Genomic DNA, 26,167 nt, shown 5'->3' with positions numbered 1-26,167 from the left:
GCAGGATCCGGAAGAGAAGGCCGGCCCGTCCACGGCACGGACCCACCGGCTCGATCGGTCAGACCGGCGACGCCGCCACCACGCTCGATCCCCGGCCGTCCGCGATCAGGGGCAAGCCACCCGGACATGAAGATCACGATCTGCGGTCGGAGGACCGAGGCGGGCCGAACATCGCCCCGACCGCCAGGGCCTCGTCCCGCACCAGCGACTCGGCCGCGTCCAGCACCTCCCTGCTGCGCGCGGCCACCAGCACACCCAGCCAGGGAGCCGGTTCGAACGCCCCGGTCGGGATCGCGGGGACGAACACCGCCCCGAGCTCCGCGCAGCCCCGGGCCAGCGCCGCGCACAACTCGTCCAGCTGGGCCTCGGGCAGCCGTGCGCCCAGCTCCACCCGGTCGGCGATCCGTACGAGGTGCCCCGCGCCCCGCAGCGCGTCGAGCCGGGCCGCCACCATGAAGGCGATGGACGGCCCGGTCAGCCGCAGGTTCGTCTCGGTCGGCGCGAGCCGCCCCGTCCCGTCGGCGACGAAGTCCACGTCGAACCAGCCCCGGTAACCGGATTCCGCCAGCTCCCGGCCCACCGCCGTACCGAAGGCGGTGAGGGACTTCTCCGCCCACGCGGGCACCACTCCGGGGCCCACCGTGGCACCCCGGTAGCAGCCGTCCGCCACATCCATCACCGCCCCGCCCACCTCGTGCGCGTGGCCCGCGTCGTCGACGAAGCCGTCGTACGTCAGATCCCGCGGCCCCTCGTCGGCCCCGGACGCCGGACCGCCGCCGACGTACTCCTCCACCAGCAGCGGCCCGCGCGGCAGCCGTCGCAGCACGGCCCGCGCCCCGCCCGCGGCTCGGACCCGCTCGGGGGTGACCACCGTGGTGCCCGAACCCCCGACACCGTGCTCCGATTTCAGAACGGTGCTCTCGCCCGCCCTGGTCCTGGCCGCCAGCATCCGGGCCGCCGCCCACCGCCCGTCGGCCCGCCACTGCCGGGGGAGCACGATCCCGGGATGTCCGCCGTCCGCCAGGATCCGCCCGAAGAGGGCGTGCGCCGCGGACTTCGACTCGTAGCGCAGCTCCCCGGGCCGCCACGGCCGGCCCGACAGCCGCCCGAACGGCCGGGTGCGCCCCCACGGTACGAGGGGCAGCCCGGCCCCGGTGAGCAGCGCGGCCAGCGCCGGCCGGGCGCGTACGGCCTCGGCGAGGCCGGGATCCGCGTCCAGCAGGCCGTCGTACACCTCGACGTCGGTCCACCCCAGTTGGCGGCAGACCAGCTCGGTCCACCCCCGCGGCACCGGCCGCGGCAGTACCAGCGCGGCCGGGTAGGGACTGTAGAAGGCGGCGAGGCACGCGTAGTGGTGTGCGGGCCGCTGCTCCGGGTCCAGGGTGGCGTCGGCGAACTGCGCGTTGAACTCGCCGACATTGCCCAGGTGCACGGCCCGCCCGCCACCGGTCCAGGCCCGCGCCCAGCCGGCGAGCGGGACGGGAGCCGCCTCGAACCGGATCAGGGCCGGACCGTCGGCTTCCGCGTCCGGTGCGGCCGCCGCCACCGCCGCCACCGCCGCCGTCACCGCCGTCACTGCGGCCACCGCCCCCATCGCCCGGTAGAACCCGGCCGCGTGCGGATCGGAGTCGATCACCAGCCGGCGCACCCCCAGGTCCACGGCCCGCCGCAGCACGTCCCGGTACAGCAGCCGGCCCACACCCCGGCCGATGGCGGACGGCTCCACGAAGAGCAGCCCGAGCGCCGCCAGCGGGGGAGTCCCCTCCAGCGAGGCGACCCCGAGCACCTCTCCCTGCCCGTTTTCGGCCACGACGATACGGCGGGCCGCCACGTCGCCGGACCGGATCCGCAGTTCCGGCGCGCACGCGGCCAGGAAGGCGGCGTCGTACCCCCAGTGCGCCTTGGACCGCATCACCAGCCCGGTCAGGTCCTCCGCCTCGGCCGGCCGCGCTGCCCTGACCTTTACCAACTGCTGACCTCCCCATGGTCCGGGTCAAGGCCGTGCGATAGATTCGGCCTCCCCACGGCACATACTTTCCCACCCACGCGGAGACAGGCTTCTCAATGAGCGACATCATCAACGGACTTGGCCGCACCAGCGCCTACGGCGCCCTCGGCCTGGTGCTGCTGATCCTCGGCATCGTCCTCGTGGACGTGCTGACGCCCGGGAAGCTTCCCAAGCAGATCTGGGAGGAGCGCAACCGCAACGCGGCCCTCTTCCTCAGCTCCGCGCTCCTCGGCATCGGCGGCATCGTCTTCACCTCGATCTGGACGACCTACGCGGACTTCGGCAAGGGCCTGCTGTCCACCGCGGCCTTCGGCGTGCTCGGCCTGATCCTGATGGCGGTGGCCTTCCTCGTGCTCGACCTGGTGACCCCCGGCAAGCTCGGCGCCATCGTCGTGGACCCGGAACCCCACCCGGCGGTCTGGGTCTCGGCCGCCTGCAACCTCGCCGTGGCCGCGATCGTCGCCGCCTCGATCGCCTGACGCGGAGCGCCCGTACGTGACGAGAGCGCCGCTCCCCGGAGGGAGCGGCGCTCTCGCCGTCATCGGGATCCGCGATCCGCTCAGGCGAGGCCCAGCGCGAACACCGCGAACCCCGCCGCCAGCAGCCCGGCCAGGGTCCGGCGCAGCGCGCTCGCCCGGCGTCCCTCCCGCGGCGGGACCTCGAACCGCCGCGCGTAGCGGGCGAGAGCGACCAACAGCGCCGCGAACACCGGCATCCACGCCAGCCGTGCCCCGATCCAGCCCAGGCTGTCCGGCGCCGTCGTGAGCCCCGCCAGTTCACCCACGAACGAGCCCGGCACCGCCGCGGCCAGCATCGCCGTCTGGTGCCAGCACAGGATCGTCATCGCGGACAGGTTGATGACGACCACCGGGGCCCACAGGGCGGGCCGCGCCAGCAGCTTCGCCAGCCGGTCGCGCAGCAGCATCGCCGCGCCCGACTGCGCCGAGGCCAGGGCCAGCACCAGCAGCGACGGAGGGTGCGAGTTGGTGCGCGCCGCACCCGGTACACCCACCATCGACGCCGGATAGTGGAAGACCGCCAGCAGCGCGGCGAACAGCAGCGTCCCGCCCGCCAGCAACAGCCAGGCCCCGCGCCGCCCGATCCGCCGCTCGCCCCAGGAGACGCCCAGCTGGTACGCGAACAGCCAGCCCGGCAGGATGTTCACCAGGGCGAGCCACGACGGCACGGAGTCGGCGAGCGGCCCGTACCGCAGGAAGTCCACCACGGCGACGGAACCGAGCAGCGGGGCGGCCGCCCAGCCGCCGAGGCGCCGTGCCGCCCGCACGCAGTACGGGGTCAGCGCGGTGACCACCACGTACACCCCGACGAACCACAGCGGTTGGACCACCAGCGTCGCCCCGGTCCGCAGCGACGCCTCCGGCACCCCGGCCGCGTACAGCACGGGCGCGGCCAGCGCCCACACCGCGGTCACCCCGAGCACCGGCCGCCCCAGCCGGACGACGCGGCCCTTCAGCCAGGCGCCCGCCGACCCGGTGCGGCGCCCGAAGGAGAGCGCCGAGGCATACCCGCCGACGAGGAAGAAGATGCCCAGCATCTGGAGCGCCCAGCTCGCCGGGGCCAGTCCGCCGAACACGGACAGCGGACTGGCGTTGTGCAGGCCGCCGTCGGAGTCGAGGGTGAAGCCGCCGAGCAGCCAGTGGCCGGTGGGTACGGCCAGCAGCGCCAGGGCGCGCAGCCCGTCGACCGCCCGGTCGCGGTGGGCGGGGGTCCGGCCGTCGATCCGCGCGGCGGCCTTGCGCAGCGGGGCCAGGGTGGCGGAGGCGCTCATCGGGCCTCTCCCTTCGCGATGGCGGCGAAGGCCGCCAGGGACTGGGTGCCGGGCATGAAGTAGCCGGTGTGGCCCTGTACGTCGGCCGCCGGCACCCGGCGGGCGCCGAAGGCCGCGGAGGTGGGGTCGGCGCCGTGGCCGATCCCGGCGAACTCGACGTTCGGGATGTCGGCGATCCAGTCGGAGGGACCGCGGGCCGCCCAGACGCGGGCCCCGGTGTGCAGGGCGGCCGCGGTGTCGGCGCGCATTCCGGGGGAGCCGAAGGCCACGAGGTCGGCGGCGTCGGTGTGCCGGACCGCGAGCCCGCACACCACCGAGCCGTAGCTGTGGCAGAACAGCACCGGGTCGGGCGCGCCGACCGCGTCGAGCCCCGCAGTGAAACGGGCCAGCCGGGCCGCTCCGGCCCGGGCGAGGCGGCCGTCGGCCGCGTCCAGGCCGACGCCCACCGGGGTGGTGTAACCGATCCACGCGATGACGGCGGTGGACCCGCCGGCTCCGGTCCCTGTCGCGGTCCCTGTCGCGGTTCCTGGCGCGGTTCCGGTTCCGGTCGCCTCGCGCAGGGCGCGGGCCATTCCGGCCGGGCCGGTGTGGGGCTTGCGCGGGGCGTCGTAGGTGGCGGCGTCGTTGTCCGAACCCGGCACGATCACCGAGACGTGCTCCGCACGCTCCAGATCCCCGAACACCTCGGCCACCTGGCCCCGGCCGCGCGGGTCGAAGGCCAGGATCTGCCGGTCCGGCGCGGCGAGGGAGGCGTAGCGCGCCTCACCCGTGGCGGCCGCGGCGATCCGGTTGGCCTCGTACCGCAGGGGGAGCGGTGCCCCCTCCAGGTTGCCCACCACCAGCGCGTGGGACCGCAGCAGTTCCCGGCGAGCCGCGTCGTCCAGCCCGGCGAAGAAGGCGGCCACCTCGCGCGGCTCGGCGGCCGCCGGATCGGGCAGCGGCCGGCCGGATGCCGTGTCGGCCCGCCAGGCGGCGGTGCCCGGCGGCGGTCCGGTGACCGCTGCCTGGCTGTCGCCCGAGGCCCACCCGGCGGTCCCCCCGACAAGGGCCACCGCCAGCGCGGCCGTGACCATCGTCCTTCCGAAGCGGCGCATGCCCCTTCTCCTCTCCTCGTGACGAGGTGGAAGGTAGGTAGGGGGTACCCGCGCTCACGTCCGACCGTGGAGCCAAGTCGGATGTCATACCCCGGTAGGGGGTGGAGGAGACGGCGCCCTCGTCCGCCCCCGACGGGTCCGCCCGCGCGCCCCGGCGTTGCTCCATGGGTGCGATCCGCGTCAGCCGTCTGCCCGAGCCCGCCCGTGTGTCGGCGTCACCGAGGCCCATGCCCCGACTAGTTATGGCGATAGTCCGACTAATTGCGGCAAAGGGAGTGCAGACGATGCCCCACCGGGAACATCAGCGTGCGGCCGAGCCGGGACAGCGCCCGCGCCGGGTGGCCACCGCCGGCCTCGCCTGCGCCCTGGCCGCCGGATCCGTCGTCCTCCTCGGGACCGGAGACGTCAGCGCACGGGCGGTGACCTGCTTCGGCGTCCCCGCCACCCTCGTCGTCGCCACCCCCGGCGCCACCACCGACGGAACCCCGGGCGACGACGTCATCGTCGGCACTCCCGGCCCGGACACGATCCACGGCCAGGGCGGCAACGACCTGATCTGCGGGCTCGGGGGCGACGACATCCTGATCGGCGGACTCGGAAACGACACCGTCGACGGCTCCGCGGGCGCCGACCAGCTGCGCGGTGACAGCTTCAGCCCCACCGGCAACGCCTCGGGCGGCGGCAACGACCGCCTCCTCGGAGGCGACGGGGACGACCAGTTCACCGGCGACAGCTACGCGCCCGGAGGCAACGCCACGGGCGGCGGAAACGATCAGCTGATCGGCGGCCCCGGCAACGACCGGATGACGGGGGACAGCAGAGGACTGAGCGCGGTGGGCGGCGGAGCCGACCGGATCGACGGCGGCCCCGGCGACGACGCCCTGCTCGGTGACTCCGGCGCCTTCGCCGGCAACGCCACGGGCGCCGGGAGCGACGTACTGCTCGGAGGGCCCGGGGCCGAGACCATGACCGGGGACAGCGAGGCAGCCCAGAACGCCATCGGCAGCGGCGGCAACGACCTGCTGGACCTCGGCGCCGACGGCGGGGTCTCGGCGATCGGCGACCACACCGTCACCAACCCGGCGGGCGGCAGCGCGACCGGCGCAGGGAACGACCGGATCATCGGCGGCGCCTCCGACGAGTTCCTCGTCGGCGACAGCGGCCCGGCCGACGCGCGCCGCACCGCCGCGGGCAACGACACCATCAGCGGTGGCGCCGGGAACGACCGCGTCTTCGGCGACAACGTCGACCTCACCGGTACGGCGAGCGCGGGAACGGCGGGTGGCGCCGATTTCCTCGACGGAGGCGAGGGCATCGACACCCTCGAGGCGGGCCCCGTCGGCGACTTCCTCACCGGGGGCCCGGACGGCCCGGACGGCCCGGACGCCTGCGACGGCGAAGGCGGAACCGACTTCGCCACCGCCTGCGAATCCCTGGCCGGCCTGCCCTAGCCCGTGTCGTCAAAGTGGCGTCGCGGGCCCGACGGGACTTTGACGGCACTCCTCGTGCTGTGGCCGGGAAGGTTTGCCGGGTTGCGGCGTCCGGTGCATGGGGTCTCCCCAGGCCCGCAGGGCCTAGGGGAAGCATCGCAAGACGGAGGGCCGCGGCTCGTACTGGACGTACTTGCGCGGTCCGACAACCTGGGGGTCCCCCCGGACGGAGTCTGGGGGATGAGGTGCCGTGCCGGGCGTCGCAACCCGGTGAACCTTGCCGGTCACAGCACTAGCCGGTGTCCGAGGTGGTGGCCGGTTTGCCCGGGGACCGGCGAACTCAGCCGGAGTCGCCCGGCCGCACCAGCCCCGCCTCGTACGCGAAGATCACGGCCTGAGCCCGGTCCCGCAGGTCCAGCTTGGCCAGCACCCGCCCGATGTGCGTCTTCACCGTCTGCTCCGCCAGCACCAGGTGCCCCGCGATCTCCTGGTTCGACAGCCCGCGCGCGATGAGCTCCAACACCTCGGTCTCGCGCGGGGTGAGCCCCTTCAGCCGCAGCGCGGGGTCCTTGCGCGGAGCCGGGCGCTGCTGGACGAAGTCCGCGATCAGCCGTCGGGTCACCGAGGGCGCCAGCAGCGCCTCGCCCGAGGCGACCACCCGGACCGCCGCGATCAGATCGGCCGGCGGGGCGTCCTTGAGCAGGAACCCGGAGGCTCCCGCGCGCAGCGCCTCGTACACGTAGTCGTCGATGTCGAAGGTGGTCAGCATCAGCACCTTCGGCCGGTGCACCACCCCGGGCGGGGGATCGAGGATCTCCCGGGCGGCCGTGAGCCCGTCCATCTCCGGCATCCGCACGTCCATCAGCACCACATCGGGGTGCGTGGAGCGCGACACCTGCACCCCCTGCCGCCCGTCGGGGGCCTCGCCCACCACGTCGATGTCGGCCTGCGCCGACAGCAGGGCGGCGAACCCGGCCCGCACCATGGCCTGGTCGTCGACGATGATCACGCGGATGGTCACATCGAGTCCTCGGTCGGATCGTTCAAGGGCAGCCGGGCGGCGACCCGGAAACCGCCGTCGGGCAGCGGGCCCGTGTCGAGCGTGCCGCCGGTCAACCGTACGCGCTCGCGCATACCCACCAGACCGTGGCCCGTGCCCGAACTCTCCAGTGCCACCACGGTGTCCCGCGCCGGGCCGTTGACCACGAGCACGAGGACCTCGTCCTCGTCCACCGTCACCGAGACCCGGGTGGGGGCGCCGGGCGCGTGCCGCACCACATTGGCCAGGGCCTCCTGCACGATCCGGTACGCCGACAGGTCCACCGCCGGCGGCGCCGCCCCGGCCGCCCCGGCCGCCCCGGCCGCCAGCGACAGCTCCACCGGCTGCCCGGCCCGTACGGTCGCCTCCACCAGCTGCTGGAGCCGGTCGATCCCCGGCTGTGGGGCCCGCTCGCCGTCGGCGCCGTCCGCCCCGCCCGCGCCGTCGCCGCGCAGCACGGTCAACAGCCGCCGCATCTCGCCCAGCGACTCCCGTGCGCTCGCCGCGATCGCCGCGAACTCCTCCCGTACGGGCTCCGACATGCCCGGAACCCGGTACGGCGCCGAATCGGCCTGCACGGTGATCACCGACATGTGGTGGGCCACCACATCGTGCAACTCACGTGCGATCCGCGCCCGTTCCTCCAGCAGGGTCCGCCGCGACCGCTCCGCCTCGCTGATGCTCTCCTGCTCGGCGACCCGCTGCTGCGCGTCGCCGAGCCCCCGCAGCGCGCCCGTCAGGACCAGCATGACGCCGCTGAGCACGAAGAGCAGGGCGTTGGTGTTCATCACGCCCGCGGGCTCGGAGAAGCCCAGCACCGTACCGACGACGCCGGTCACCAGCCACACCCCGACCAGGGTCCGGACGGACTCGCGCAGTCCCAGGCAGGCCATCAGCACCAGGTAGCCGACGATGGTCATCGGCGGCCACGGCCAGGAATGCCCGGCCACCTTGTCGGCGCCGATCAGCAGCACCGCGGCGACGGTGTCGGCGGTCAGGACGACGATCCAGGCGTGCAGCGGCCGGGTCAGCGCGAGGAGCAGCGGCACGGTCTGCGCCACCGCCAGCGCGCCCGCCCAGCCGCCGCCCGCCCCGTAGTCGTTGGACAGCACCGCGATCGTCACCGGCAGCAGGGTGACGACGAAGATGCCGACGACGACGAACGGCAGCGCCCGCTGCCACCGCCGGGGCGCCTGCCCGAACAAGGGCTGAGCCGCCCCGGCGGGCGTGCGCAGCACCACGGCGAGCCGCGTCAGCGCGCCGGGCACCCGGGTACCGGCCGCCGAGGAGGTACGGATCCGTTCGCGGGTGCGGCTGCGCAGCCGGGTGCGGGGTTCGTCGCTCATGATCGGACCAGCCTATGCTCCGGAAGGACGGGAGGGCTCGGAAGGCTCGGAGGCGGGTGGGGCTAGGCTGCTTGCCTGTCGATCAAGGGGGATGCGGGCATGGGTGGCGCGGCGGCGTTGGAGAAACTGGTGCCGGTGCTGCTGGCGTTCGGCGGCGGGGTGCTGCTCGCCCGCCGGAAGATCGTTCCGGCCGAGGCCTCGAAGGTCTTCTCCGACTACGCCTTCCTCTTCGCCGTCCCCTGCTACCTCTTCGGCAACATCTACGCCAGCGACCTCGGGGCCCTGTTCAACTGGCGGGCCATCGGCGGCTATGCCGGGGCCGCGGCCCTCGCCGTGGTGGCCGTGGCCGTGGCGGCGGTCGCCCACGGCCTGCGCGAGCCCCGCGACGTGGCGCTGCGCGTGATGGCGGGAGTCCAGGTGAACACCGCCTACTTCGCCGTCCCCGTCTTCATCACCGTGTTCGGGACGGCGGCGCCGATCTTCCCGATCCTGCTGTTCCAGGTCTGCGTACTGTCCCTGGTCGTCATCGCCCTCATGGAACTGGGCCGCGTGGGCCCGGCGGCCGGCGGTCCGGGCCGCCGCCTCTCCCGCGCCGTCGGCGCCTCGCTCGCGACCCCGCTGGTCCTCGCCTGCAACGCGGGGATCCTGCTCAACCTGCTCTCTGTACGGGTCCCGGCGGTCGTCCTGGACGGCGCCGCGTTCGTCGGGGACAGCGCCTCCCCGGTGGCCCTGTTCGCCCTCGGCCTCCACCTGGGCGGCGTCGGCCTCGACCTGCGGGGCACCACCCGCGAGGAACTCGCCCTCATAGGCTTCAAGTGCCTGGCGTTCCCGCTGCTGACCTGGGCGGTGTGCGGGCTGCTCTTCGGTGTGCGGGGCGAGTGGCTCGCGTACCTCGTCCTGATCGCGGCGATGCCGACCCCGCAGAACCTGTTCATCTTCGCCCAGCGCTACGACGTCGGCGTCGACCTCTCCGCCTCGATCGTGATCAAGAGTTCGCTCGTGTCGCTCCTGCTGCTGCCCCTGTGGCTGCAGACCGTGGTCGTATGAACGCCCATGCTTCCGGCCCTCGACAGCGCCGAGCGCCGTCACCATAGGGTGGAAGCGGTGGACGGCCGCGAGTTCCCTGCGGGCCACCGACCTCGGCCACGGGCCCAAGGCCCTGCAGCTCTCCGATCCGGCGGCCGAAGCGGCCCCGGCGGCAGGCCCTCGCCCGGTCCGCTTCCTGCGCGGCACCTGCACGGCCGGCAGGCCCACGCCGCAGCCATGGGCGGAGAATGCGGCCGGCCATCTTGACTACCGGGTTTCCGTCGAGACGGGGTCGAGGAAGAAAAGGCACTGGTCCGCGTTGAATTCGCCCACCTCGGCGACGAAGCGGAACGTATCGCCTGCGCCGACGGTGGCGGGGATCTTCTTGCCGGTCAGTTTCAGGTCGAAGATGTTGACGTCCTCGTACTTGAAGGCCGGACCGCCCCCCGTTTTCGGTCCCTTGTCGCCTGGGCCCAGGAGGAAGTCGTAGCGGGTGTCGTAGTCACCGTGGGGCGCCATGTTCACGATCGACCCGTCGAACGCGACCGTCCGACCCTTGTGCCTGGTCGCGAAGTCCAGGTTCGCGTTGTCGCACGAGTCCGGCTTCAGCAGCAGCGCCGCGAACTCCGCGTTGTTCTGAGGCGTGATCACCTCAGTGGCGGCCGACTCGGTCGCAGTCGCAGTCGCAGTCGACGTAGCGGAAGGCTTGTCGCTCGCAAGGGCCGTCGACCTGTCTGACTCGTCCTTCTTCTTGCCCCCGCCGCCGAGTGCAGAGGCGGTACCGATGACGATGGTCAGGATCACGAGGACGGCGGCCACCGTGCCGATCAGGATCCAGGGCTGAGCCTTCTTCGGCCGACGGAAGTCGAGGGTGGAGCGCAGCGCGCCGTGAGCCTGTTCCACGAGCTCCCAGCCGTCCTTCTGCAACTTCGAGATCACCAAGCCGTTGGTGCCGCGAACTGTCTTCACGGTCTTGTACTCGTACTTGATCTCGTCAGCCATGCGGCTCCGTGTCCCCCTCGATGGACTCTTCGTACCAGACGCCTCGCGAGCATAGGGGACTCCGCGAGGTACTCGGCATCACCGATGTCACCCTCGGCCCCGAGCTCGCGATTCCGACCAAGGAGCACTCGGCCGGAGGCAAGCCGTGGGCACGCCGGACCAGGACATCTGCAGCAGCAGAACGCCCCTGGCGGCGATCTCATCGATGGAGGTCATCAGCGACCGCGCGGCCCCGTTCCGGCCCGTGGTCGGGACGGGGTCCGGCTCACGCAGCCGGCCGGTGAGCGGCAGAGGCGGCGGGGCATGAGCATCGCAACGCCCTCGGGCGTCGCCAGGGCCGACGCGGACCCGGATGTCCCGGGCACCGTGGATGCACGACCACTGCGGCCGGTAGAAGCACCAGGACGCCGGCTCCTGGCAGAGAATACTCGGGTCGGTGAACCTCCCGCGCCGGGCCCGCGTCTTCTCTCTCGATCGCCACTACACGCACGGGAGAAGAAGCCGTTGAACGACAAGGACGTTGAGCAGACCGACAGCCGGGGTTACGGCCCAGGGCCCTGGTGGGCGGAACTCGGGACGTGGGGGGCTGTCGGATTGATCGTCTTCGGGGTTCTCGCAGCGGCGTGGGTCTTCCTCCGGCTGCCCGGCACCCCGGAGAACCTGGCGACCGGCTACTACCAGGCCGCCAAGGTCCTCGCCATCGGCCTGGTACTCACAGGCAGCGCCCTGCTGGGCCGTACTCGCCAAGATGCCCGGCGAGCAACGTCAGACGGCGCGGCTTCCTGAATCCCGCATGGCCTCGCACGTCATTGGCCGAACTCCGTTCACCCCGCTTCTTCCTCGGACACTGCATCACCTGTTCCAGGCCTCCGCCGGCCGGTCGAGGCGCTGCGGGTAGCGAGGGCCGGAACGCTGCGGGCCGGGCCGGCCGATCCGGCGGCACGGGCCGACCGCACCGCACCGCACCGCGCGGTCGCGGCCCGCGTTCTGCGCCTCGACCGTGGCGGGCGGCACGTCGGACAAGACCGCCACCATCGGGCGCTGCCAGGAGCGGGCGCGGGCGATCAGGCCGGCCGTGACGTGGCCGTGCGTGTCGGTGGATGCCGGTGGAGTTCCCCGTCACACCGGCGGATCGGCCGGGGGGCAGCGGGTCCGAGTTCAGGTGCTGGACGGGGACGAGCCGTTGGAGTTCAGCAGAGTGACACCGAGATGGGTCAACGTATGAAGGGCAGCCTTTCGCTCCCGGGTGAGGGCGGTCAGCCCGGCGCCGCGCAGCGTGGTGGCGTGCTCGCTCGCGCTGGCCGGTGAAATGCCTGCCCTTTGGGCAAGCTGCGTAGTGGTGCACGCCGGATGGTCGGCTATCGCGCACAACACGATCGCCCTGGTACGGCCGAGGAGCGCGGACAGAACCGGTGGTACAGGAGAACCGATCTGGCGTGAATCGGTGGGGGGAGCCCACAGGCCGGCCGCCTTCACCGGGTTGTTCAGCGCCGGATACACCATGACGACCGTGTCGGACCGGGGGCCGGCGAACAACTGGGGAACCGGACCGCAGAACACCGATGGGGCCAGCACGAGGGGACGACCCGCCAAGTGGAAGTCGGCCTCCGGGTGGACCAGCGGCCGGTAGCCCGGGATCTCCAGCACGGGCGACCTCCACACGGCCATCGGGCGCAGGCTGTCCAGCAAGGCCCCCACCCCGCCCTCCACCATGAGCCGCCCCCGACGAGCCACTTCCCCGACCAGGTGCTGGTGGATTCGCCCCCAGTACGGGGCCACCGCGACGCGGTGGCAGTCCTGCAGCGAGGCGACCAGCCTTCGCACGGCCCGCGGGTCGGCATTCATCGCTTCGGTCAGCCACGGCGCCCGCCACCTGTCCATGCGCGGAAGCACGGCGAACTCCGCGCGCAGCCGACGGTCCGGCGCACTGCTCAGGCGCTCTACCCCCTCGTCCATACAGCCTGTCGCGCCCACCAGAGTGAACAGGTCCACCAGCCCCCCGGCAGGTCGGCTGAGAAACCGCGCCGTGTCCGGCCCATCGCTGGTGACCAGCGGGCCGGTGCGCACACGCCAGCCGCCGAACAGCGCTTTGCCGTCACGCCGCTGCAGGTTCCACAAGCTCAGCTGCGTCTCCGCGAGCGGACCCAGGACAGTGACCCTTACCAGCGCCAGATCCTCTGCAGCGAAGTGAAACCGCAGCACGCCTACCTCCTCGCCTGCCCCTGCAGGCGATGCTCCCCACCACCCTCGTTTCGGGACAGACCGAAACGAGTCGACTCCTCTTCCGGGCCGGGTGAATCCTGCTCAGCAGCGGAGCCCAGCCCAGGGCACCCCGCCTCTCGTTGCCCGAACCCGGAGGGACGAACTATGCAGATCGGCCGACGCTTTGCCACAACCCTGTTCACAGCCGCACTCGTCGGGGGCGCGCTCATGGCCGCGCCGACTGCCCAGGCTCGGATGCCCGAGTCGGCAGCATCATGCTTCGACTCCTCGACCAGCTACTCCAAGCCGGCCGAAGACACGGACCTCCCGGCCGGTCGGCTCTTCTCCACCTCGAACGCCTGCACCGACATCAACATCAGGCCCAACACGAACCGATACGTCAAGGTCTGCTTCGAGACCCAGGGACGGCTGGAGTGCCAGCCGAACTACACGCTCGCCTACGGGGGCCAGTGGAACACGATCGCGACGAACGTACGGGATGGCGCCCTGTTCGCCTTCTCCTTCCGCTCCGACGCGTTGTCCACCGGCCGCTGGGCCGCCTGACCCTCCTGCACCGCACACCCTGCCCCGCGGCTACCGCTCAGATACCGACACGAAATGAGGCTCATCCATGAACAGCAAGCGGGGACCCCGTCGTCAGCGGGTGGGGGTGCTTCCAACGGTACGGCGACCGGTTCTTCGTGTACGCCCCTAACAACGGCGAGTGCGTTGCGGACGGGGGGCGCTGCTCATGAGCCAGTCATCGATGAGGTCGCGCCCGGTGATGTCGGGGGAGTGCTCCGCGTACCGCTCGCGGTCGGGGCGGCGGGACGGGCCGTGGGGCCCTGCCCGATTCCGCCGCCTCGCCGGGGGCGCCTTCTCCGGCAGCATCGACAGACGGGATCTCGGCCATATCAGAGGGGGCGACATGTTGGCTGAGGAATACGGGTACGCGATATCACCCAGACCGGCAGCACAGGTGCCGGGAGTGGCCCGCAAGGCGCAGAACGCGCTGGAGCCGGGATACCCGAGCAGGATCGCCCAGGGTTTCGCGGGCGGGATCGTCGTGACGGTGGTGCTGACCGTGATCTTCCACTTGCCTTTCGCGATCGCGGGGGTATTCGGTGTGATCGGTTTCATCGGCCTGTGGCCCACCGAGCTGGCGGCCCGGAGGAAGCACGCACTGAAGACGCTTGAGCAGGAACCGTGGCAGGTGTGGCCGTGCCGGCTGGACGGGGAAGCCAGTCAGGACAACCAGGCGCTGGTCGGGGCCCGGGTCCAGCTGCTGGCACCGGACCGCACCCCGGTCGCCGCGTTCCGCGGGGCGATGTCCTCCGAGGACTGGCTGTCGGTGCGCGACGGGCGGGGCGTGGTCTGGTTCTGCGGGGACCTGCGGGTCGGCGGCTGGATCGCGCTGCCCGCCCGACCTGCGTCCTCCCTGTTCCGGGCCGTCCCGGCGCCGGACATCCTCGGCGCCGGGGCGCCGACGACCGGCGCGCTGGTCGGGCTGGAGGAGGCCGCGATCGCGGTGGCCACCAGCGAAACCGTGTGGGCGTGGATCAGCGAGTCGTAGCCGCTCGAAGGCCAAGGAGCGCGGGGGCGAAATCCCCGGCCACCGCGCGCGACGCCGGCTACGCGGTCCGGACGACGGCGCGGGCGGCGACGCCGGAGTCGAGTGCGAGGCCGACCGGAGCGGGACCGTCCGGCATGCGTCGATGCGCTGGGTGGTGCCGTCGGCCCCGGTGCCCGTCCACGCCGTGGGCGGGCCGGTTCGCGAGGCCGAACCGGCCCCGGCGCACGTTCTCCTCCGACGCGCACTTCACCACCGACCCCCGCACATCGAAGGTCACCATTCTCGATGGAGGCCTGTGCCTTCGGCTGTCACCCGGCTCCCGGGCGCCGACGGCATTGTCCACGGCAGGCGGACATCCCGCGGCAGCGGGCCGGATCGACGTAAGGGCCCGGCTGGGTGCCATCGCGCCCGGCCAGGCCGCCTCCCTGTGGCTGTCCGACCCGGCGAAGAATTCCGAGATCCGCTTCGATGTCGTCGGCGGGGATCTCCTGCGGAGTTCCGCACGTACCCCGTGCGTTGGTCGGCCCAACGCCACTGCCAGGCCCGTCACCCTCGCCTGACTGCGACCATGGCTCCCATGAGTTTGCGGACACGCCTCAGGGCAGAACCTGGACGACGGCCCGCCCCGGCAGGCCGCCTTCCCGAGCCGACGTACCGGGCCAGAGCGTCAAAGCCCTTCTGGAAGGCTGTACCGCCCTTGCCGGCCGGACGCCGGGCCTTCCCGTAGCTGGGCGGTGTCGAAATGGGCGTCCAGGTCGTGGCCGTAGAGCTCGGCCAGGGCTTCCTGCGTAATGAGCTGTGTCATGGGTGCATCCTCTCTCCGTCGTGCGGGTGGCGATCGGCTTGTGCGGGGTGTTGCGCCGGTCGGCGTGTTCTGCGGCCGGGAGTGCGGGGTATGGGTGAGTCGGCCGTGTCCTGCGGCGATGGTGCGCCGGCCCTCGTAGCTGCTGGTCGTCGTGGTGCAGCGATGGTGATCAGGAAGCGGTGTCGGCGAGGATCGCACGGCGGGCGTTGATCGCGGCGGTGAACAGACTCTCGTCCAGCATCGTCTCGCCGTCCGTGTGGAGTCGTTGACCGGTATACGGGTACGCCTGTCGATCAGTGCCGTCAGCGACGGCAGCGCGGGCGCCTCGTCTCCCACGTGCAGTTGCCACCGACCGGGAAAGCAGAAGCGGCCGGGACCTGAGGCAGGTGGTCGGTCATGCGGCGGTGGGACTGGATGACGGCCCGGCAGATCTTGGAGCCAGAGACGAGCTCGTGGACTACGGGGGAGGAGTCGAGCCAGGATTGCGGGACGGTCGCCGGGTCGGGGTGCCGGTCGAGGCCGTCGTCGGCCAGTAGCCTCCGCACACCGCCCTCCTCCTTCTCATCATCCTCGGCCGGGGCGGCCGCCGCCGCGTGCAGGAACCAGCCGGGGCCGTCGAGAGGCCGCGCGGGAACAGCCGGGCCGGTCGGCGCGGTTGCATCGATCGGGGGACCGGCGCCGCACGGACGGGGAGCACGGAGACCACAAGGTCGTCCGCCCCACCAGGATCCGGCCCCCAGGGTCGCGGTACGCCCGCCGCGCACTCGGACCAAGACGTATTTCTGCAGGAGGATTGTTTCGTGACTGACCGGCCCTTGACGCTCATGGCTGTGCACGCCCACCCCGACGACGAGGCCACCGGAACCGGAGGGGTCCTCGCGCGGTACGCGGCGGAAGGCCTCCGCACGGTTCTCGTGACGTGTACCGACGGCCGTTGCGGTGACGGACCGGGGGGTGTCAAGCCGGGCGATCCCGGGCACGATCCGGCGACCGTCGCCTTGATGCGCCGTCAAGAACTAGAGGCGAGCTGTGACGTCCTGAAGATCAGCGATCTGGAGATGCTGGACTACGCCGACTCCGGGATGATGGGCTGGCCGAGCAACGACGCCCCCGGATCCTTCTGGCAGACCCCCGTGGAGGAAGGCGCCGCCCGGCTTGCTGAACTCATGCGGCACTACCGGCCCGATGTGGTCGTCACCTACGACGAGAACGGGTTCTACGGCCACCCCGACCACATCCAGGCCCACCGCATCACGATGGCGGCGCTGGAGATGACCGCGCTGACACCGAAGGTGTACTGGACGACGATGCCCCGCTCGGGGATGCGGCGGTTCGGGGAGATCATGCGCGAGTTCCATGAGGACATGCCGGAGCCGGATCCCGCCGAGGCCGCCGCGATGGCCGAGATCGGCCTCCCCGACGATGAGATCACCACGTGGGTGGACACCACCGCATTCAGCGGTCAGAAGTTCGACGCGCTGGCCGCACACGCCAGTCAGGGCGAGAACATCTTCTTCCTCAAGATGGGCAAGGAGAGGTTCGGTGAGTTGATGGGCATGGAGACCTTCGTACGTGTCAAGGACGCCACCGGCGCGGCCGTACCCGAGAACGATCTCTTCGCCGGACTGCGCTGATCCGCCCGTCCGACCAGGGTCTGGGAAAGCCCATCGGCCGCGCCGCGCGATCGAGCGGGCCTGGGAGCTCCCGGCCGCCGGCGGCTCCCTGCGGGAGCGGCCGGCGGCCATCGCTCCCGACGCGGCCGCGCCGACCGCCGTAACCGCCTGGCCTGTACCACCGCCGAGGCCACGGTCGCCGCGGCCCGGGTCCTATCCCGCAGCCCGGAGCGCCGGCGCGAAGCCCGGTCGAGGCTGACGATCCTGATGCGGCGCCGCGGCGCCGCGGCCCGCGCCGAGGGCGTCGGCGGAGGCCGGGGATGTACCCCTGGCCTCTGCCGACGGCTCGCCACTGGTGTCGGACCCCCGTGCCTCGCTGCGGGCCCTGTCTGTCGCCGAACTCACGCCCGACCAGTGGCGGCCCGCCGACCTGTCCACCGCACCCCGCACCCCGCATCGCCCGGCAGGCAGCGGACCGGTGGAGGGCCGCGTGGCCTCCAACGAGACCGTCGAGCGCCTCGTTGCCCCGCCGGCCGATACCGCCGCTTCGAACCCCTCGACTGTCCGCGGTCAAAAGTCGGGGGACCGCACCGGCAACGCCGTGCCACCATGTGCCGCATGACAACGCACCGAAAGGCCCGTGCCGCGTAGACGGCCACGGCAGCTGCGCGCTGCCCAGCGACGACCACACCGCACCCGGCAGTCGAGCCCGTCCATCGACGGCCTGTCCGGCAGGGCGGTGGGGGAGATACGCCGCCTCGAACGCACCCGGAACTACCTGGAGGCGGGGGACATCGCACTCGCGCTCGACCGCTGGCAGCAGTTCGTCCGCTTCCCGGACGTTCGGGCGTGGGACATCTGTGAGGGGAGCAGTTTGCACTGGTACTGCTGCGGTAGTCCGCTGGAAGGCCGCGTGCTCCTCAACGCGGTGATGCAGGCCCTGTCCCCCCGAAGCGCCCGCGAACTGCGGAAGCTCGTCAGCCGGTACGACGCCGACGCCCTGGCCATCGCTCCTGTTCTGACTCTTGCGGGCCGAGGCTGACACGGAGGCCGGTACGTGCGCGCATCGCGCGTCGGCGCAGTCCTCGGTACGGCCGCCCTGTTCGTCGGCGTGGCGCTCACGGCCGGGGCTGCAACCGCCGGCGCCGATAGGACGGGCGACCTCGCGACCAGCATCGATGTCTCCGTGTCGACGACCGGGGTCTCGGGCCTCACCGCGATGTCGGCGGACGGGTCGTACACGATCAACATCATCAGCCCCCGGGTCGGCCACGAGATGGGCTTCGCCCGGTGGAACGCGGACCGCAGCCCGCACCCGACATCCCGGGCGACGCGCGGGTCTCGGGCAGAGGGGCGTGGCTGTTCGAGCTCGGCCTGCCGGGGCGGGCGTGTCAGCACGAAAGGACGGATTTGCCCGTGCCGATACCGGGAAGGGCCGGGCCCGCCTGGTTCCGTCCGGGAGGCGAAGCAGAACCACGAGGCGTAGTTCCCCTGCGCCGACCGCCGGTCCCAGGCGGCTACGACCGGCACCGGGCACGACGTCCGGTGATGCGATCAAGGCGGCACCGAGGTGCGATGGAACAGCCCGCGCAGGCCATCGCGCGGCCTGCGGCTCCCGGAGCGGCGGTGATCCCCGTGACCGTACACGCCCTGGCCGCCGCCGCCGCCACGCCGGCGCAGGCCGTCGTCCCCGGCCCGTCCGAGCCGTGCACGTCCGGCTGGGTGTGCGGCTGGACCGGCCCCGACTACACGGGCGTGGCGAGTTTTGTCTCGCAGGACATGCCGCGGTATCCGGAGACAACCGCATACGTCGGATTCAACGGCGGTGAGTCGGTGTGGAACAGCGCCAGGACGTGGCGCCGGAACGGCCAGGTCTGGGGCCGGTGCGTCACCGTGTACAACAGCACCGAGTACCGGGGGCGGAGTCGGACCATCCGCCCGGACCAGGGCATCGCCCGGATGCCCGCGTCGTTCGGGAACATCCGTTCCAACCGGTTCCACGCATGCCGGCTGTCCTGACCGTCCCGAACACGTGGTGTGGTGTCGCCGACCGACGGCGCGGAATGCGCGGCGCACGCTCCTGCGCTGCGGGTTGCGGGCAGGCACGGCGCAGGGGGAGCATGCCGTGCCCGTCCGCAGTCCGCCGTCTGCGGAGGGGGTTAGGGGACGACGATGGAGAACGAGGCGTCTTCGTAGACGCCGGGCTTCCCGGTGATGACGAGGAAGGTGTCGGTGCGGGTCCCGCACGAGGGGTGCGGCCACATCGAGATCCGGACGTCGTATTCGAAGCTGATGTACTGCAGGGTGGCGGTGGGGACGAGCTTGCGGATGTCGAGGTCCTTGTCCTCCAGCTCGACGCAGTAGTGGCCCGCCGCGGGCTTGGTGACGGCCTCGATGCCCTTGGACCGGTTCACGCTGCCGTTGGCGTTGACCACGGCTGCGGCCTGCGCGTAGGGGGCGGTCACCTTCGCGGAGCCCGGGGGAGCGGCCACCGCTGTCCCCGCCCATGTTCCGCCCGCGAGGAGTCCGAGGGCGACGCTGGTCCATACGGCTGCGCGGGTCCTCTTGCTCATGGACATGTGCTGTTTTCCCCTCTGTGGAGTGTGCCCGCGGCCTCCCCGGACCGCCGGCACACTCGAAGCTAGGGGCTCCGCCACGGCCTGCATGGCCCCCACATGGTGAAACCACCGGTTGAGGGGGCGCGGGAGGCGCTCCTCTCGGACCGCGGCGCGCCTTCGGCGCGTGGGCTGCGGGCTTCCACGGGCGGGGGTTTGCTCCTCGCCCGGGGACGGACTGCGGGTGTGCAGCGACGTTTCGCCGGTGGACCGTGCGCCTCGGGAGGGTGGACCCGCCTCCGCGAGGCTTTCCCTGGCCGAGTTGCAGCGGATGCAACCGCGCTCCTCACCCAGCAGCTCACCCGCCGCCACCGCCCCGCCGAGGCCGCCCGGTACGCCGCCGACGCGCTCGCCCGCCACACCCGCGAGCTCGCCACCGTGCTCGCCGCCGCCCTCGACCGGGGCATCCCGGCCGAAACCCCGTCGGCAGGCCGGTACCTGGTCTCGATGCTGCGCAGCCACGCCGCCGATCTCGACAGCCCGCCCCGGACCACCACCGACGGCGTACTCGACCTCTCCGCCGCCCGCCGCGCCCGCCGCGCCCGCCGCGCCCGCCTCACCCGCCGGACCCAGCGATGAGCTCCGACACCACCCTCACCGTGGCCACCGCCACCGCACCCCCCTGATCGCGCAGGCAGCGCGCTTCGCCCCCGGCCGCAGCGCACGGGCCCGATCCGACCGCGCACGGTTCCGCCTTCGCCTGCGCCGTGCCGCGCGAGATCGAGGACCAGGCCGTGGTGCGCCCGCCGACCCGAGCCCCCCGAGCCCCCCCGGGGTCCCGCTACGACCGGCCTCGCTTCGCCTCGCCGCAGGCGCAGCTGCCTGCCCCGCAGGCGGGGAGGCCTGTCGCCTGCCTCGGGGCCGCACCCCGTCAGGCGTCTCGGCCCTGTCCCTTGAGCCTGCCCCCGGCACGGGCGGGCGTGCCGCGGCGCGCGTCCTGGACTTTCTGTCCAGTCTGGATTTATAGTCCAGATATGGGGAATGTTGAAGACCCGCAAGATGCTCGTGTGCGGCTGTGGGCGCCGGTGGCCCAGGCTGTTGCGCTGCTGCTCGGCCCGTACGCGGAGGTCGTCCTGCATGATCCGGACACCGACCGGGTCCTCGGGATCTGGAATCCGATGACCTCCCGCGGCGTGGGAGACCCCTCGCTGCTGGGTGAGCTGGATGATCTCGAACCGTCGGCACAGGACGTGTTCGGGCCGTACGAGAAGCTGCTCGTCGACGGCCGCCGGCTCACATCGGTCAGCGCGGTCCTGCGCGATCCGCAGGACCGGCCGTCGGCGGTGCTGTGCATCAATCTCGACCGCACTCCGCTGGAACAGGCCGCCGCGGTCCTGTCCGCCTTCGGCGCCCCCACGGTGCAGCGCCCGGAGCCGTTGTTCGAGCAGGACTGGTCCGAGCGCATCCAGCACATCATCGGCGGCTACGTCCGCGAGACGGGGCGCCCCGTCGAGCGCATGACCCGCCAGGACCGCCTGGCCGTTCTCGGCCGCCTGGAGGAGGCCCGGGTGTTCGCGGTCCGCCGCGCAGCCCCCGTCGTCGCCGGCGCCCTGCGGGTGTCCCGTTCCACTGTCTACGGCCTGCTCGCCGAACTCAGATCACCGAACACGAAGGACCGACCATGACAAGGCTGCCCGACTTCCGGCTGGAAACGTACTTCTCCCGCTGGGAGTTCACCGCCCGCCACCACCTGACCGCCTCCGACGTCCAGACCATGACGCTGGGCGAGCTCCTCTCCCTGGCCGACGACAAGGACCGTGAGGCCTTCGAGAACCTGCCCCTGGGATACACCGAGACCTTCGGCGACCCGGCCCTGCGCGAGGTGATCGCCCAGATGTACGAGAACGCCGGCGCGGACGACGTGATCTGCTTCGCGGGAGCCGAGGAAGCCCTCTACCTCGCGATGAACGTCCTGCTCGACGCCGGTGACCACGCCGTGGTGGTGACCCCGAACTATCAGGCCGCCGAGACCGTGCCGATGGCGCTGTGCGAGGTCACCGGCGTGGCCCTCGACCCGGACCGCAACTGGGCCCTGGACCTCGACGAAGTGGCGGCGGCGCTCCGGCCGAACACCCGCGTCGTGTCGGTGAACTTCCCCAACAACCCCACCGGAAAAGTCATCGACGCGGCCGACTTCACAGCGCTCGCCCGCCTGTGCGACGAGCGTGGCATCCACCTCTTCAGCGACGAGGTCTACCGCGGCCTGGAACGCGACGCCGCCCGCATCCTGCCGCAGGCCGCCGACCTGTCCGAGCGCGCCCTGTCCCTGAACGTGACGTCCAAATCCCTGGGACTGCCCGGGCTGCGCATCGGCTGGATCACCTGCCGCGACCGTGAACTGCTCTCGCGCCTGGAGCGCGCCAAGCACTACACCACCATCTGCAACTCCGCCCCCAGCGAGGTCCTGGCCCGCATCGCGCTCAAGGCCCGCGAGCCGATCCTGCGGCGCAACCGGGCGCTCATCGCGGCCAACCTGCCGGCGTTCGAGTCGTTCTTCTCCGAGTTCGCGGACGACTTCGACTGGCAGGCCCCCGACGGTGGGTGTGTCGCCTATCCCCGCTACCTCGGCCCCGACGGGGTGGAGGAATTCTGCACCCGCCTGGTGGAGGAAGCCGGCGTCCTGCTGCTGCCCGCCAGCATCTACCGCTCCGAACTCACCGCCACCCCGCCCGACCGGTTCCGCATCGGCATCGGCCGGCACCGCCCAGAAGAAGGCCTGGCAGCCTTCGCGCAGTGGATGCGGACACGCCGATGACGACGACCCTGCCCGTCTTCGACACAGGCGCCATCGAGACGGCCGCCACCTCCCGGATGGTTCTGGACACCGTCCGTGACGCTCTCATCGCCCACGCCGAAGGCCGCACCAGCGTCCCGCCGCCCCTGCACATGGACTTCCCCCAGGCCAACGGGGACTGCCACGTGAAAGCCGGCTGGATCACCGGCGCCACCGATTTCACCGTCAAGATAGCGACCGGCTTCTACGGCCGCCCCGGCGCCGGCATGCCGTCCCACCACCACGGCCTGGTCTGCGTCATCAGCGCCGACACCGGGCAGATACGGGCCATCCTCAACGACCGCGGCCTGCTCACCGCCTGGCGCACCGCCGCCGCGGGCGCACTGGTCACCCATGCCATGGCCCGGCCCACCGCCCTCACCCTGGGCCTCTTCGGCACCGGCGAACAGGCCCTCCTCCAGGCCGTCTGGCTGGCCAAACTCCGCCCCATCAGCCAGATACTCGTCCACGGCCGCAACCTGCACAACGCCGCAGCCCTGTGCGAGGAACTCCACAAGAACGGCCTGCCGGCCCGGCCCGCTTCCGCACGGCAGACCGCCGGCGCCGACATGATCATCACCACCACACCGGCGACAGCACCCGTCCTCGACGCCGCCGACGTGCCCGAGGGCACCCACGTGACCGGCATCGGCACGGACATGCCCCACAAGAACGAACTGCCACCGGCGCTCTTCCACCGCGCCCAGCTCATCGCAACCGACGACCGTTCCCAGTGCCTCCACCATGGCGACTTCGGCCACGCCGTCCGCGCCGGCGCCACCGCGCCGGACAGCGACATCGCCGCCGGCCTGCTCCTGAAAACGCCCGCCGACCGCTCCGAAACGGCAATCACGGTCGCCGACCTCACCGGTGTGGGCGCCCTCGACGCGGCACTCGCCTCGGCCGTCCTCAATCAGCTCCTACGGTAACCACCGCAGCCGGACAGGCGGAGCATCGCCGACACCGCTCACACCCCCCACTGCCAGGACCCTGCCATGGACGCCAGCACCGACACCGAAACGGCCCCCTCCCCAGCCGGCCCGACGCCCGTCCCGCAGCAGCCCGCCACCCACGCACGGGCGGACTCGCACCCTTGCGTCTGGAAGCTCCCGCACCATCCCGCGTCCGCCGGCACAGCGCGCCGCATCACCAGCACCGTTCTCGATGGATGGGACGTGGACGACGAAACCATCGACCAAGCACTGCTCGTCGTCTCCGAACTCGTCACCAACGCCGTCGAACACGCCCTGCCCCCCGTCGCCCTCCACCTCCAGCGCCCTGGAAACGACGGCGCACTGCGCATCGAAGTCGGCGACGGCGGCCCCGCCGACGACGAGGGCACCTGGACCACCAGCTGCGCACCGGAAGAACACGGTCGCGGCGTGAGCATCATCGCCCTGCTGGCAAGCGCCCACGGCACCCGCGTCCTGGCACACACCGTCACCTACTGGGCAGTCCTCCCCGCCGCCGGCTGAACACGGACCGATCCCTCCGAGGCCGGCGGCCTCCGCCCGCCCCTGGACGCCGACGGGGAGATCGCGGCGTGGCACGGCCATGTCCGGCCGAAGCCGCCGTTCTCTCTGCAAGGAGCCTGAATGAATGACCGTGCACCCGGCCTCGCCACCGACGAGCTGCCCACAAGTGCAGTTCGGCTGGTGTCCGGTTCCCCGACGTCGATCGCCGCGTTCGTCGCCCGTCTGGAAGCGGGCGAGCCCCGCAGGATCACGACGTGGAGAGAGGCCAACGAGGACACGTCGACGGCCGATGAGGACAAGTGGGCCGACGGATCGGGTGCGGCGCGATCGCGATCGCCCTATCTGGCCGACGCCTTGTCCGGCTGGTTCGCCAACGGAGGCGGCGCCTGCTGGATCGTGGGCGCCGGACAAGACGGCTCGGTCGCGGGATACGAGGCGGCCCTGGCTTCCCTGGACCCTGAGGTGAACATCGTGGTCACCCCGGACCTGTGGGAGGGCGGGGATGACGGCGCGGCGATCGCGAGGGTTCTCGCCCGCCACTGCGCGACGGCTCCCAACCGGATGGCCCTCCTGCACACCGCCAAGGACGCCGACGCCGCCGCGCTGCCGAAGCTGCTCGGTCTGAACGAGGAGGAGGCGCAGCACACCACGGTCTACTACCCCTGGCTGTCGGTGCGCGGCGTCAGCCAGGGGGAGTCCCGGCTGATACCGCCTTGCGGGCACATCGCGGGTACCTGGGCACGGACCGACGCCGAACGCGGTGATCACACGGCGCCGGCCCATGTTGCTCTCCGCGGGGGTACGCGGCTGCAGCGCAGACTCACCGCTGCCGAGCAGGGCGCGCTGAACCACATGGGCGTGAACTGCCTGCGGGCCTTCCCGGGCCAGGGAACGCTGATCTGGGGCGCCCGTACCCTCTCCCAGGACAGTGACTGGCGCTATCTGAACGTCCGGCGCCTCGCCGGCCACCTCACGGCGTCGATCAGCAGCGAAACCCGCTGGGCCGCCTCCGAGCGAAACGACGAGACGCTGCGAGCCACCGTCCGCGCGAACGTCACGTCCTTCCTCACGAGTCAGTGGCGCACCGGCGCACTCCTCGGAAAGACCCCGGAGGATGCCTTCCACGTGATCTGCGACGAGAGCAACAACCCGCCAGACACGGCGCAGGGCAACCTCTCCATCCAGGTCGGCTTCGCTGCCCTGCGGCCCGCAGAGTTCATCAGCATCCTCATCGTTCAGCAGCCTGCCGCCGAATAGACCCGGCGGTCGGCACCCAGCACAACGCGGCCCGCCGCCGGGGCCAGACCAGCCTTGAGTGCGGCAAGGCGTACGCGGCACGGACCGCGTGGTGAGGCGCGGGTTCGTCGCCCCGACCGGGACGGCGCAGGTGGACAGGGGAATGGAGAGTGCGGCCGCTGCCCGACAAAAGCGCGCAGCGCCGGGGGGTCGAGGGTCTGCGCCTCGTCACCACCTGGCGCTGCGCGTCACGGCGAACGGCCGGTGCGGCAACGGCTCCCGCCGACGATCAGATCAATGCGGCGCGCCGGCCGGTTCCTTTTCCTTGTGCTTGCTCGGGATCGGGTGGAAGTCGCTGTTCGTCACGCAGCCGAGGTTCCGGTAGATCCTGTCGTTCGTCTGCGGGTCGTTGCCGACGAAGTGGTACTGGCAGGCCCCCTCGATGAACCTGCCTTCGATGCCGCCGGGGAAGTCGATCTCCTTGTTCCACAGGTAGGGCGACTGGATGCCGGTCTGCCGCGCGGTGGCATTGACGTCGATCCCGCCGGGAGCCTGGATCGCGTAGACCCAGCCGTCGTTCCCGCCCCCCGTGGCGAACTCCTGCGCCACCCACCGCTCACAACTGGTGCTCACGTGCGCGGCGTTCTGCTGCCCGGCGCCCCCGGTGATCCACTGCGCCAGCGGGGTGAGTTCCGTGCCCCGCGGGGCGAAGCCGCTGGCGAAGATCGCTTGGGGGTCCCGCGTGTCGCCCCGCCACAGCGTGTTCCCGTCGTGCCGCCAGTACCAGGCCTCCCGCACCGCGGCGAGGTCCACCTCCGGTCGGATCCCGGGGTCCGTAGTGGTCTGCGTCCACTCCGACGCGCGGTAGGCGCCGGTCGGGCCGCAGGGGCCGGTGTCACGGATCTGCTGCGGGGTACCTGGGTACGGGTCCGCCGCGGCGCTGGCGGGTGAGCCGAACCCCAACGAGACGGTGGCCAGGACGGTGGCGGAAGCGATCCGGAATGCGGTCTTCAACACGGGTGGCACAACCTCTTCACTCGGTGCACAGGACTCAGTGTTATTAGCCGGAATTCGGACGAAACCGACCTTTGTCCGCAACCATCACCCGGTGGCATCGCGAGACCCACCCACCCGGCCCAGG

General features: G+C 72.0%; 27 protein-coding genes. 15 read left to right on the top strand and 12 right to left on the bottom strand.

From position 1 onward, the window contains the following. Window positions 1–133: 133 nt before the first annotated feature. Window positions 134–1,969 carry a GNAT family N-acetyltransferase gene (locus tag ACZ4YL_RS09570; protein WP_468115059.1) on the bottom strand — a complete coding sequence of 612 codons (1,836 nt, stop codon included), beginning with the start codon at window positions 1,967–1,969 and terminating at the stop codon, window positions 134–136. A 95-nt stretch (window positions 1,970–2,064) separates the two neighbouring features. Here ACZ4YL_RS09570 and ACZ4YL_RS09565 point away from each other — a divergent pair, with 95 nt between their 5' ends. Continuing rightward, window positions 2,065–2,487: a DUF350 domain-containing protein gene (locus ACZ4YL_RS09565; protein WP_030717969.1), complete on the top strand. Its 423-nt coding sequence runs from the start codon at window positions 2,065–2,067 to the stop codon at window positions 2,485–2,487. 80 nt (window positions 2,488–2,567) lie between these two features. Here ACZ4YL_RS09565 and ACZ4YL_RS09560 read toward each other — a convergent pair whose 3' ends face one another. Further along, on the bottom strand, window positions 2,568–3,797 hold the full coding sequence (locus ACZ4YL_RS09560) for an acyltransferase family protein (protein ID WP_468115057.1): 1,230 nt from the start codon (window positions 3,795–3,797) through the stop codon (window positions 2,568–2,570). Next, a complete protein-coding gene (locus ACZ4YL_RS09555; RefSeq protein WP_468115056.1) occupies window positions 3,794–4,891 on the bottom strand; it encodes an alpha/beta hydrolase in 1,098 nt (365 codons plus the stop codon). Before ACZ4YL_RS09555 ends, ACZ4YL_RS09560 begins: the two co-directional genes overlap by 4 nt. A 284-nt stretch (window positions 4,892–5,175) precedes the next feature. Between ACZ4YL_RS09555 and ACZ4YL_RS09550 the strand changes: the two genes are divergently transcribed. Then, entirely contained in the window at window positions 5,176–6,342 is a 1,167-nt protein-coding gene (locus ACZ4YL_RS09550) for a calcium-binding protein (protein ID WP_468115055.1), read from the top strand. Window positions 6,343–6,661: 319 nt separating this feature from the next. On the opposite strand, the gene ACZ4YL_RS09545 is transcribed toward ACZ4YL_RS09550, so the two are convergent. Further along, entirely contained in the window at window positions 6,662–7,342 is a 681-nt protein-coding gene (locus ACZ4YL_RS09545) for a response regulator (protein ID WP_030384870.1), read from the bottom strand. Beyond that, window positions 7,339–8,706, bottom strand: coding sequence for a sensor histidine kinase (locus ACZ4YL_RS09540; RefSeq protein ID WP_468115052.1), 1,368 nt, complete (start codon window positions 8,704–8,706; stop codon window positions 7,339–7,341). Before ACZ4YL_RS09540 ends, ACZ4YL_RS09545 begins: the two co-directional genes overlap by 4 nt. A gap of 99 nt (window positions 8,707–8,805) precedes the next feature. On the opposite strand from ACZ4YL_RS09540, the gene ACZ4YL_RS09535 reads away from it, so the two are divergent. Continuing rightward, window positions 8,806–9,753 (top strand): AEC family transporter, encoded by a 948-nt coding sequence (locus ACZ4YL_RS09535; protein WP_468115051.1) that lies wholly within the window; start codon window positions 8,806–8,808, stop codon window positions 9,751–9,753. A gap of 246 nt (window positions 9,754–9,999) precedes the next feature. On the opposite strand, the gene ACZ4YL_RS09530 is transcribed toward ACZ4YL_RS09535, so the two are convergent. Beyond that, entirely contained in the window at window positions 10,000–10,734 is a 735-nt protein-coding gene (locus ACZ4YL_RS09530; protein ID WP_468115049.1) for a DUF4839 domain-containing protein, read from the bottom strand. Between the two features lie 504 nt (window positions 10,735–11,238). Between ACZ4YL_RS09530 and ACZ4YL_RS09525 the strand changes: the two genes are divergently transcribed. Then, window positions 11,239–11,520 (top strand): hypothetical protein, encoded by a 282-nt coding sequence (locus tag ACZ4YL_RS09525; RefSeq protein ID WP_468115048.1) that lies wholly within the window; start codon window positions 11,239–11,241, stop codon window positions 11,518–11,520. Between the two features lie 66 nt (window positions 11,521–11,586). Here ACZ4YL_RS09525 and ACZ4YL_RS09520 read toward each other — a convergent pair whose 3' ends face one another. Continuing rightward, complete coding sequence (locus tag ACZ4YL_RS09520; protein WP_468115046.1) at window positions 11,587–11,757, bottom strand: hypothetical protein; 171 nt, start codon at window positions 11,755–11,757, stop codon at window positions 11,587–11,589. 135 nt (window positions 11,758–11,892) lie between these two features. Beyond that, the gene (locus tag ACZ4YL_RS09515; protein WP_468115045.1) at window positions 11,893–12,936 is read right to left on the bottom strand and encodes a winged helix-turn-helix domain-containing protein; all 1,044 of its coding nucleotides are present in this window, start codon (window positions 12,934–12,936) and stop codon (window positions 11,893–11,895) included. 228 nt (window positions 12,937–13,164) lie between these two features. Between ACZ4YL_RS09515 and ACZ4YL_RS09510 the strand changes: the two genes are divergently transcribed. Then, window positions 13,165–13,500, top strand: a complete 336-nt coding sequence (locus tag ACZ4YL_RS09510; protein ID WP_468115044.1) for a hypothetical protein — start codon at window positions 13,165–13,167, stop codon at window positions 13,498–13,500. Between the two features lie 364 nt (window positions 13,501–13,864). Then, entirely contained in the window at window positions 13,865–14,509 is a 645-nt protein-coding gene (locus tag ACZ4YL_RS09505) for a hypothetical protein (protein ID WP_468115043.1), read from the top strand. Between the two features lie 667 nt (window positions 14,510–15,176). On the opposite strand, the gene ACZ4YL_RS09500 is transcribed toward ACZ4YL_RS09505, so the two are convergent. Together ACZ4YL_RS09500 and ACZ4YL_RS09495 are read right to left on the bottom strand one after the other, a co-directional pair. Further along, window positions 15,177–15,314 carry a hypothetical protein gene (locus tag ACZ4YL_RS09500; protein WP_468115042.1) on the bottom strand — a complete coding sequence of 46 codons (138 nt, stop codon included), beginning with the start codon at window positions 15,312–15,314 and terminating at the stop codon, window positions 15,177–15,179. 302 nt (window positions 15,315–15,616) lie between these two features. Beyond that, complete coding sequence (locus ACZ4YL_RS09495; RefSeq protein ID WP_468115041.1) at window positions 15,617–15,859, bottom strand: hypothetical protein; 243 nt, start codon at window positions 15,857–15,859, stop codon at window positions 15,617–15,619. 255 nt (window positions 15,860–16,114) lie between these two features. On the opposite strand from ACZ4YL_RS09495, the gene ACZ4YL_RS09490 reads away from it, so the two are divergent. The 3 genes from ACZ4YL_RS09490 to ACZ4YL_RS09480 all read left to right on the top strand — a co-directional run bounded on the left by ACZ4YL_RS09490 (window position 16,115) and on the right by ACZ4YL_RS09480 (window position 18,946). Next, entirely contained in the window at window positions 16,115–16,948 is an 834-nt protein-coding gene (locus tag ACZ4YL_RS09490) for a PIG-L family deacetylase (RefSeq protein ID WP_468115039.1), read from the top strand. Window positions 16,949–17,666: 718 nt separating this feature from the next. Next, window positions 17,667–17,969: a hypothetical protein gene (locus tag ACZ4YL_RS09485; RefSeq protein WP_468115037.1), complete on the top strand. Its 303-nt coding sequence runs from the start codon at window positions 17,667–17,669 to the stop codon at window positions 17,967–17,969. A gap of 533 nt (window positions 17,970–18,502) precedes the next feature. Then, complete coding sequence (locus ACZ4YL_RS09480; protein WP_468115036.1) at window positions 18,503–18,946, top strand: peptidase inhibitor family I36 protein; 444 nt, start codon at window positions 18,503–18,505, stop codon at window positions 18,944–18,946. Window positions 18,947–19,086: 140 nt separating this feature from the next. On the opposite strand, the gene ACZ4YL_RS09475 is transcribed toward ACZ4YL_RS09480, so the two are convergent. Beyond that, entirely contained in the window at window positions 19,087–19,500 is a 414-nt protein-coding gene (locus tag ACZ4YL_RS09475) for a hypothetical protein (RefSeq protein ID WP_468115034.1), read from the bottom strand. Between the two features lie 228 nt (window positions 19,501–19,728). Between ACZ4YL_RS09475 and ACZ4YL_RS09470 the strand changes: the two genes are divergently transcribed. The 6 genes from ACZ4YL_RS09470 (at window position 19,729) to ACZ4YL_RS09445 (ending at window position 25,047) form a co-directional block, all read left to right on the top strand. Further along, window positions 19,729–20,121 (top strand): hypothetical protein, encoded by a 393-nt coding sequence (locus ACZ4YL_RS09470; protein ID WP_468115032.1) that lies wholly within the window; start codon window positions 19,729–19,731, stop codon window positions 20,119–20,121. A gap of 395 nt (window positions 20,122–20,516) precedes the next feature. Continuing rightward, window positions 20,517–21,167: a helix-turn-helix transcriptional regulator gene (locus ACZ4YL_RS09465; RefSeq protein ID WP_468115031.1), complete on the top strand. Its 651-nt coding sequence runs from the start codon at window positions 20,517–20,519 to the stop codon at window positions 21,165–21,167. Continuing rightward, the gene (locus ACZ4YL_RS09460; protein WP_468115030.1) at window positions 21,164–22,297 is read left to right on the top strand and encodes an aminotransferase class I/II-fold pyridoxal phosphate-dependent enzyme; all 1,134 of its coding nucleotides are present in this window, start codon (window positions 21,164–21,166) and stop codon (window positions 22,295–22,297) included. Before ACZ4YL_RS09465 ends, ACZ4YL_RS09460 begins: the two co-directional genes overlap by 4 nt. Then, complete coding sequence (locus ACZ4YL_RS09455) at window positions 22,294–23,244, top strand: ornithine cyclodeaminase family protein (RefSeq protein ID WP_468115028.1); 951 nt, start codon at window positions 22,294–22,296, stop codon at window positions 23,242–23,244. Before ACZ4YL_RS09460 ends, ACZ4YL_RS09455 begins: the two co-directional genes overlap by 4 nt. Before the next feature lie 66 nt (window positions 23,245–23,310). Beyond that, entirely contained in the window at window positions 23,311–23,790 is a 480-nt protein-coding gene (locus ACZ4YL_RS09450; protein ID WP_468115027.1) for an ATP-binding protein, read from the top strand. A gap of 120 nt (window positions 23,791–23,910) precedes the next feature. Then, entirely contained in the window at window positions 23,911–25,047 is a 1,137-nt protein-coding gene (locus ACZ4YL_RS09445) for a phage tail sheath family protein (RefSeq protein WP_468115025.1), read from the top strand. Window positions 25,048–25,320: 273 nt separating this feature from the next. Here ACZ4YL_RS09445 and ACZ4YL_RS09440 read toward each other — a convergent pair whose 3' ends face one another. Further along, window positions 25,321–26,043 carry a scabin-related ADP-ribosyltransferase gene (locus ACZ4YL_RS09440; RefSeq protein ID WP_468115023.1) on the bottom strand — a complete coding sequence of 241 codons (723 nt, stop codon included), beginning with the start codon at window positions 26,041–26,043 and terminating at the stop codon, window positions 25,321–25,323. Window positions 26,044–26,167 lie beyond the last annotated feature (124 nt).

Source organism: Streptomyces sp. NPDC030021, assembly GCF_055574035.1.
Note: the sequence above shows the minus strand (reverse complement) of the source record. Positions and strands in the feature narration are given on the sequence as shown.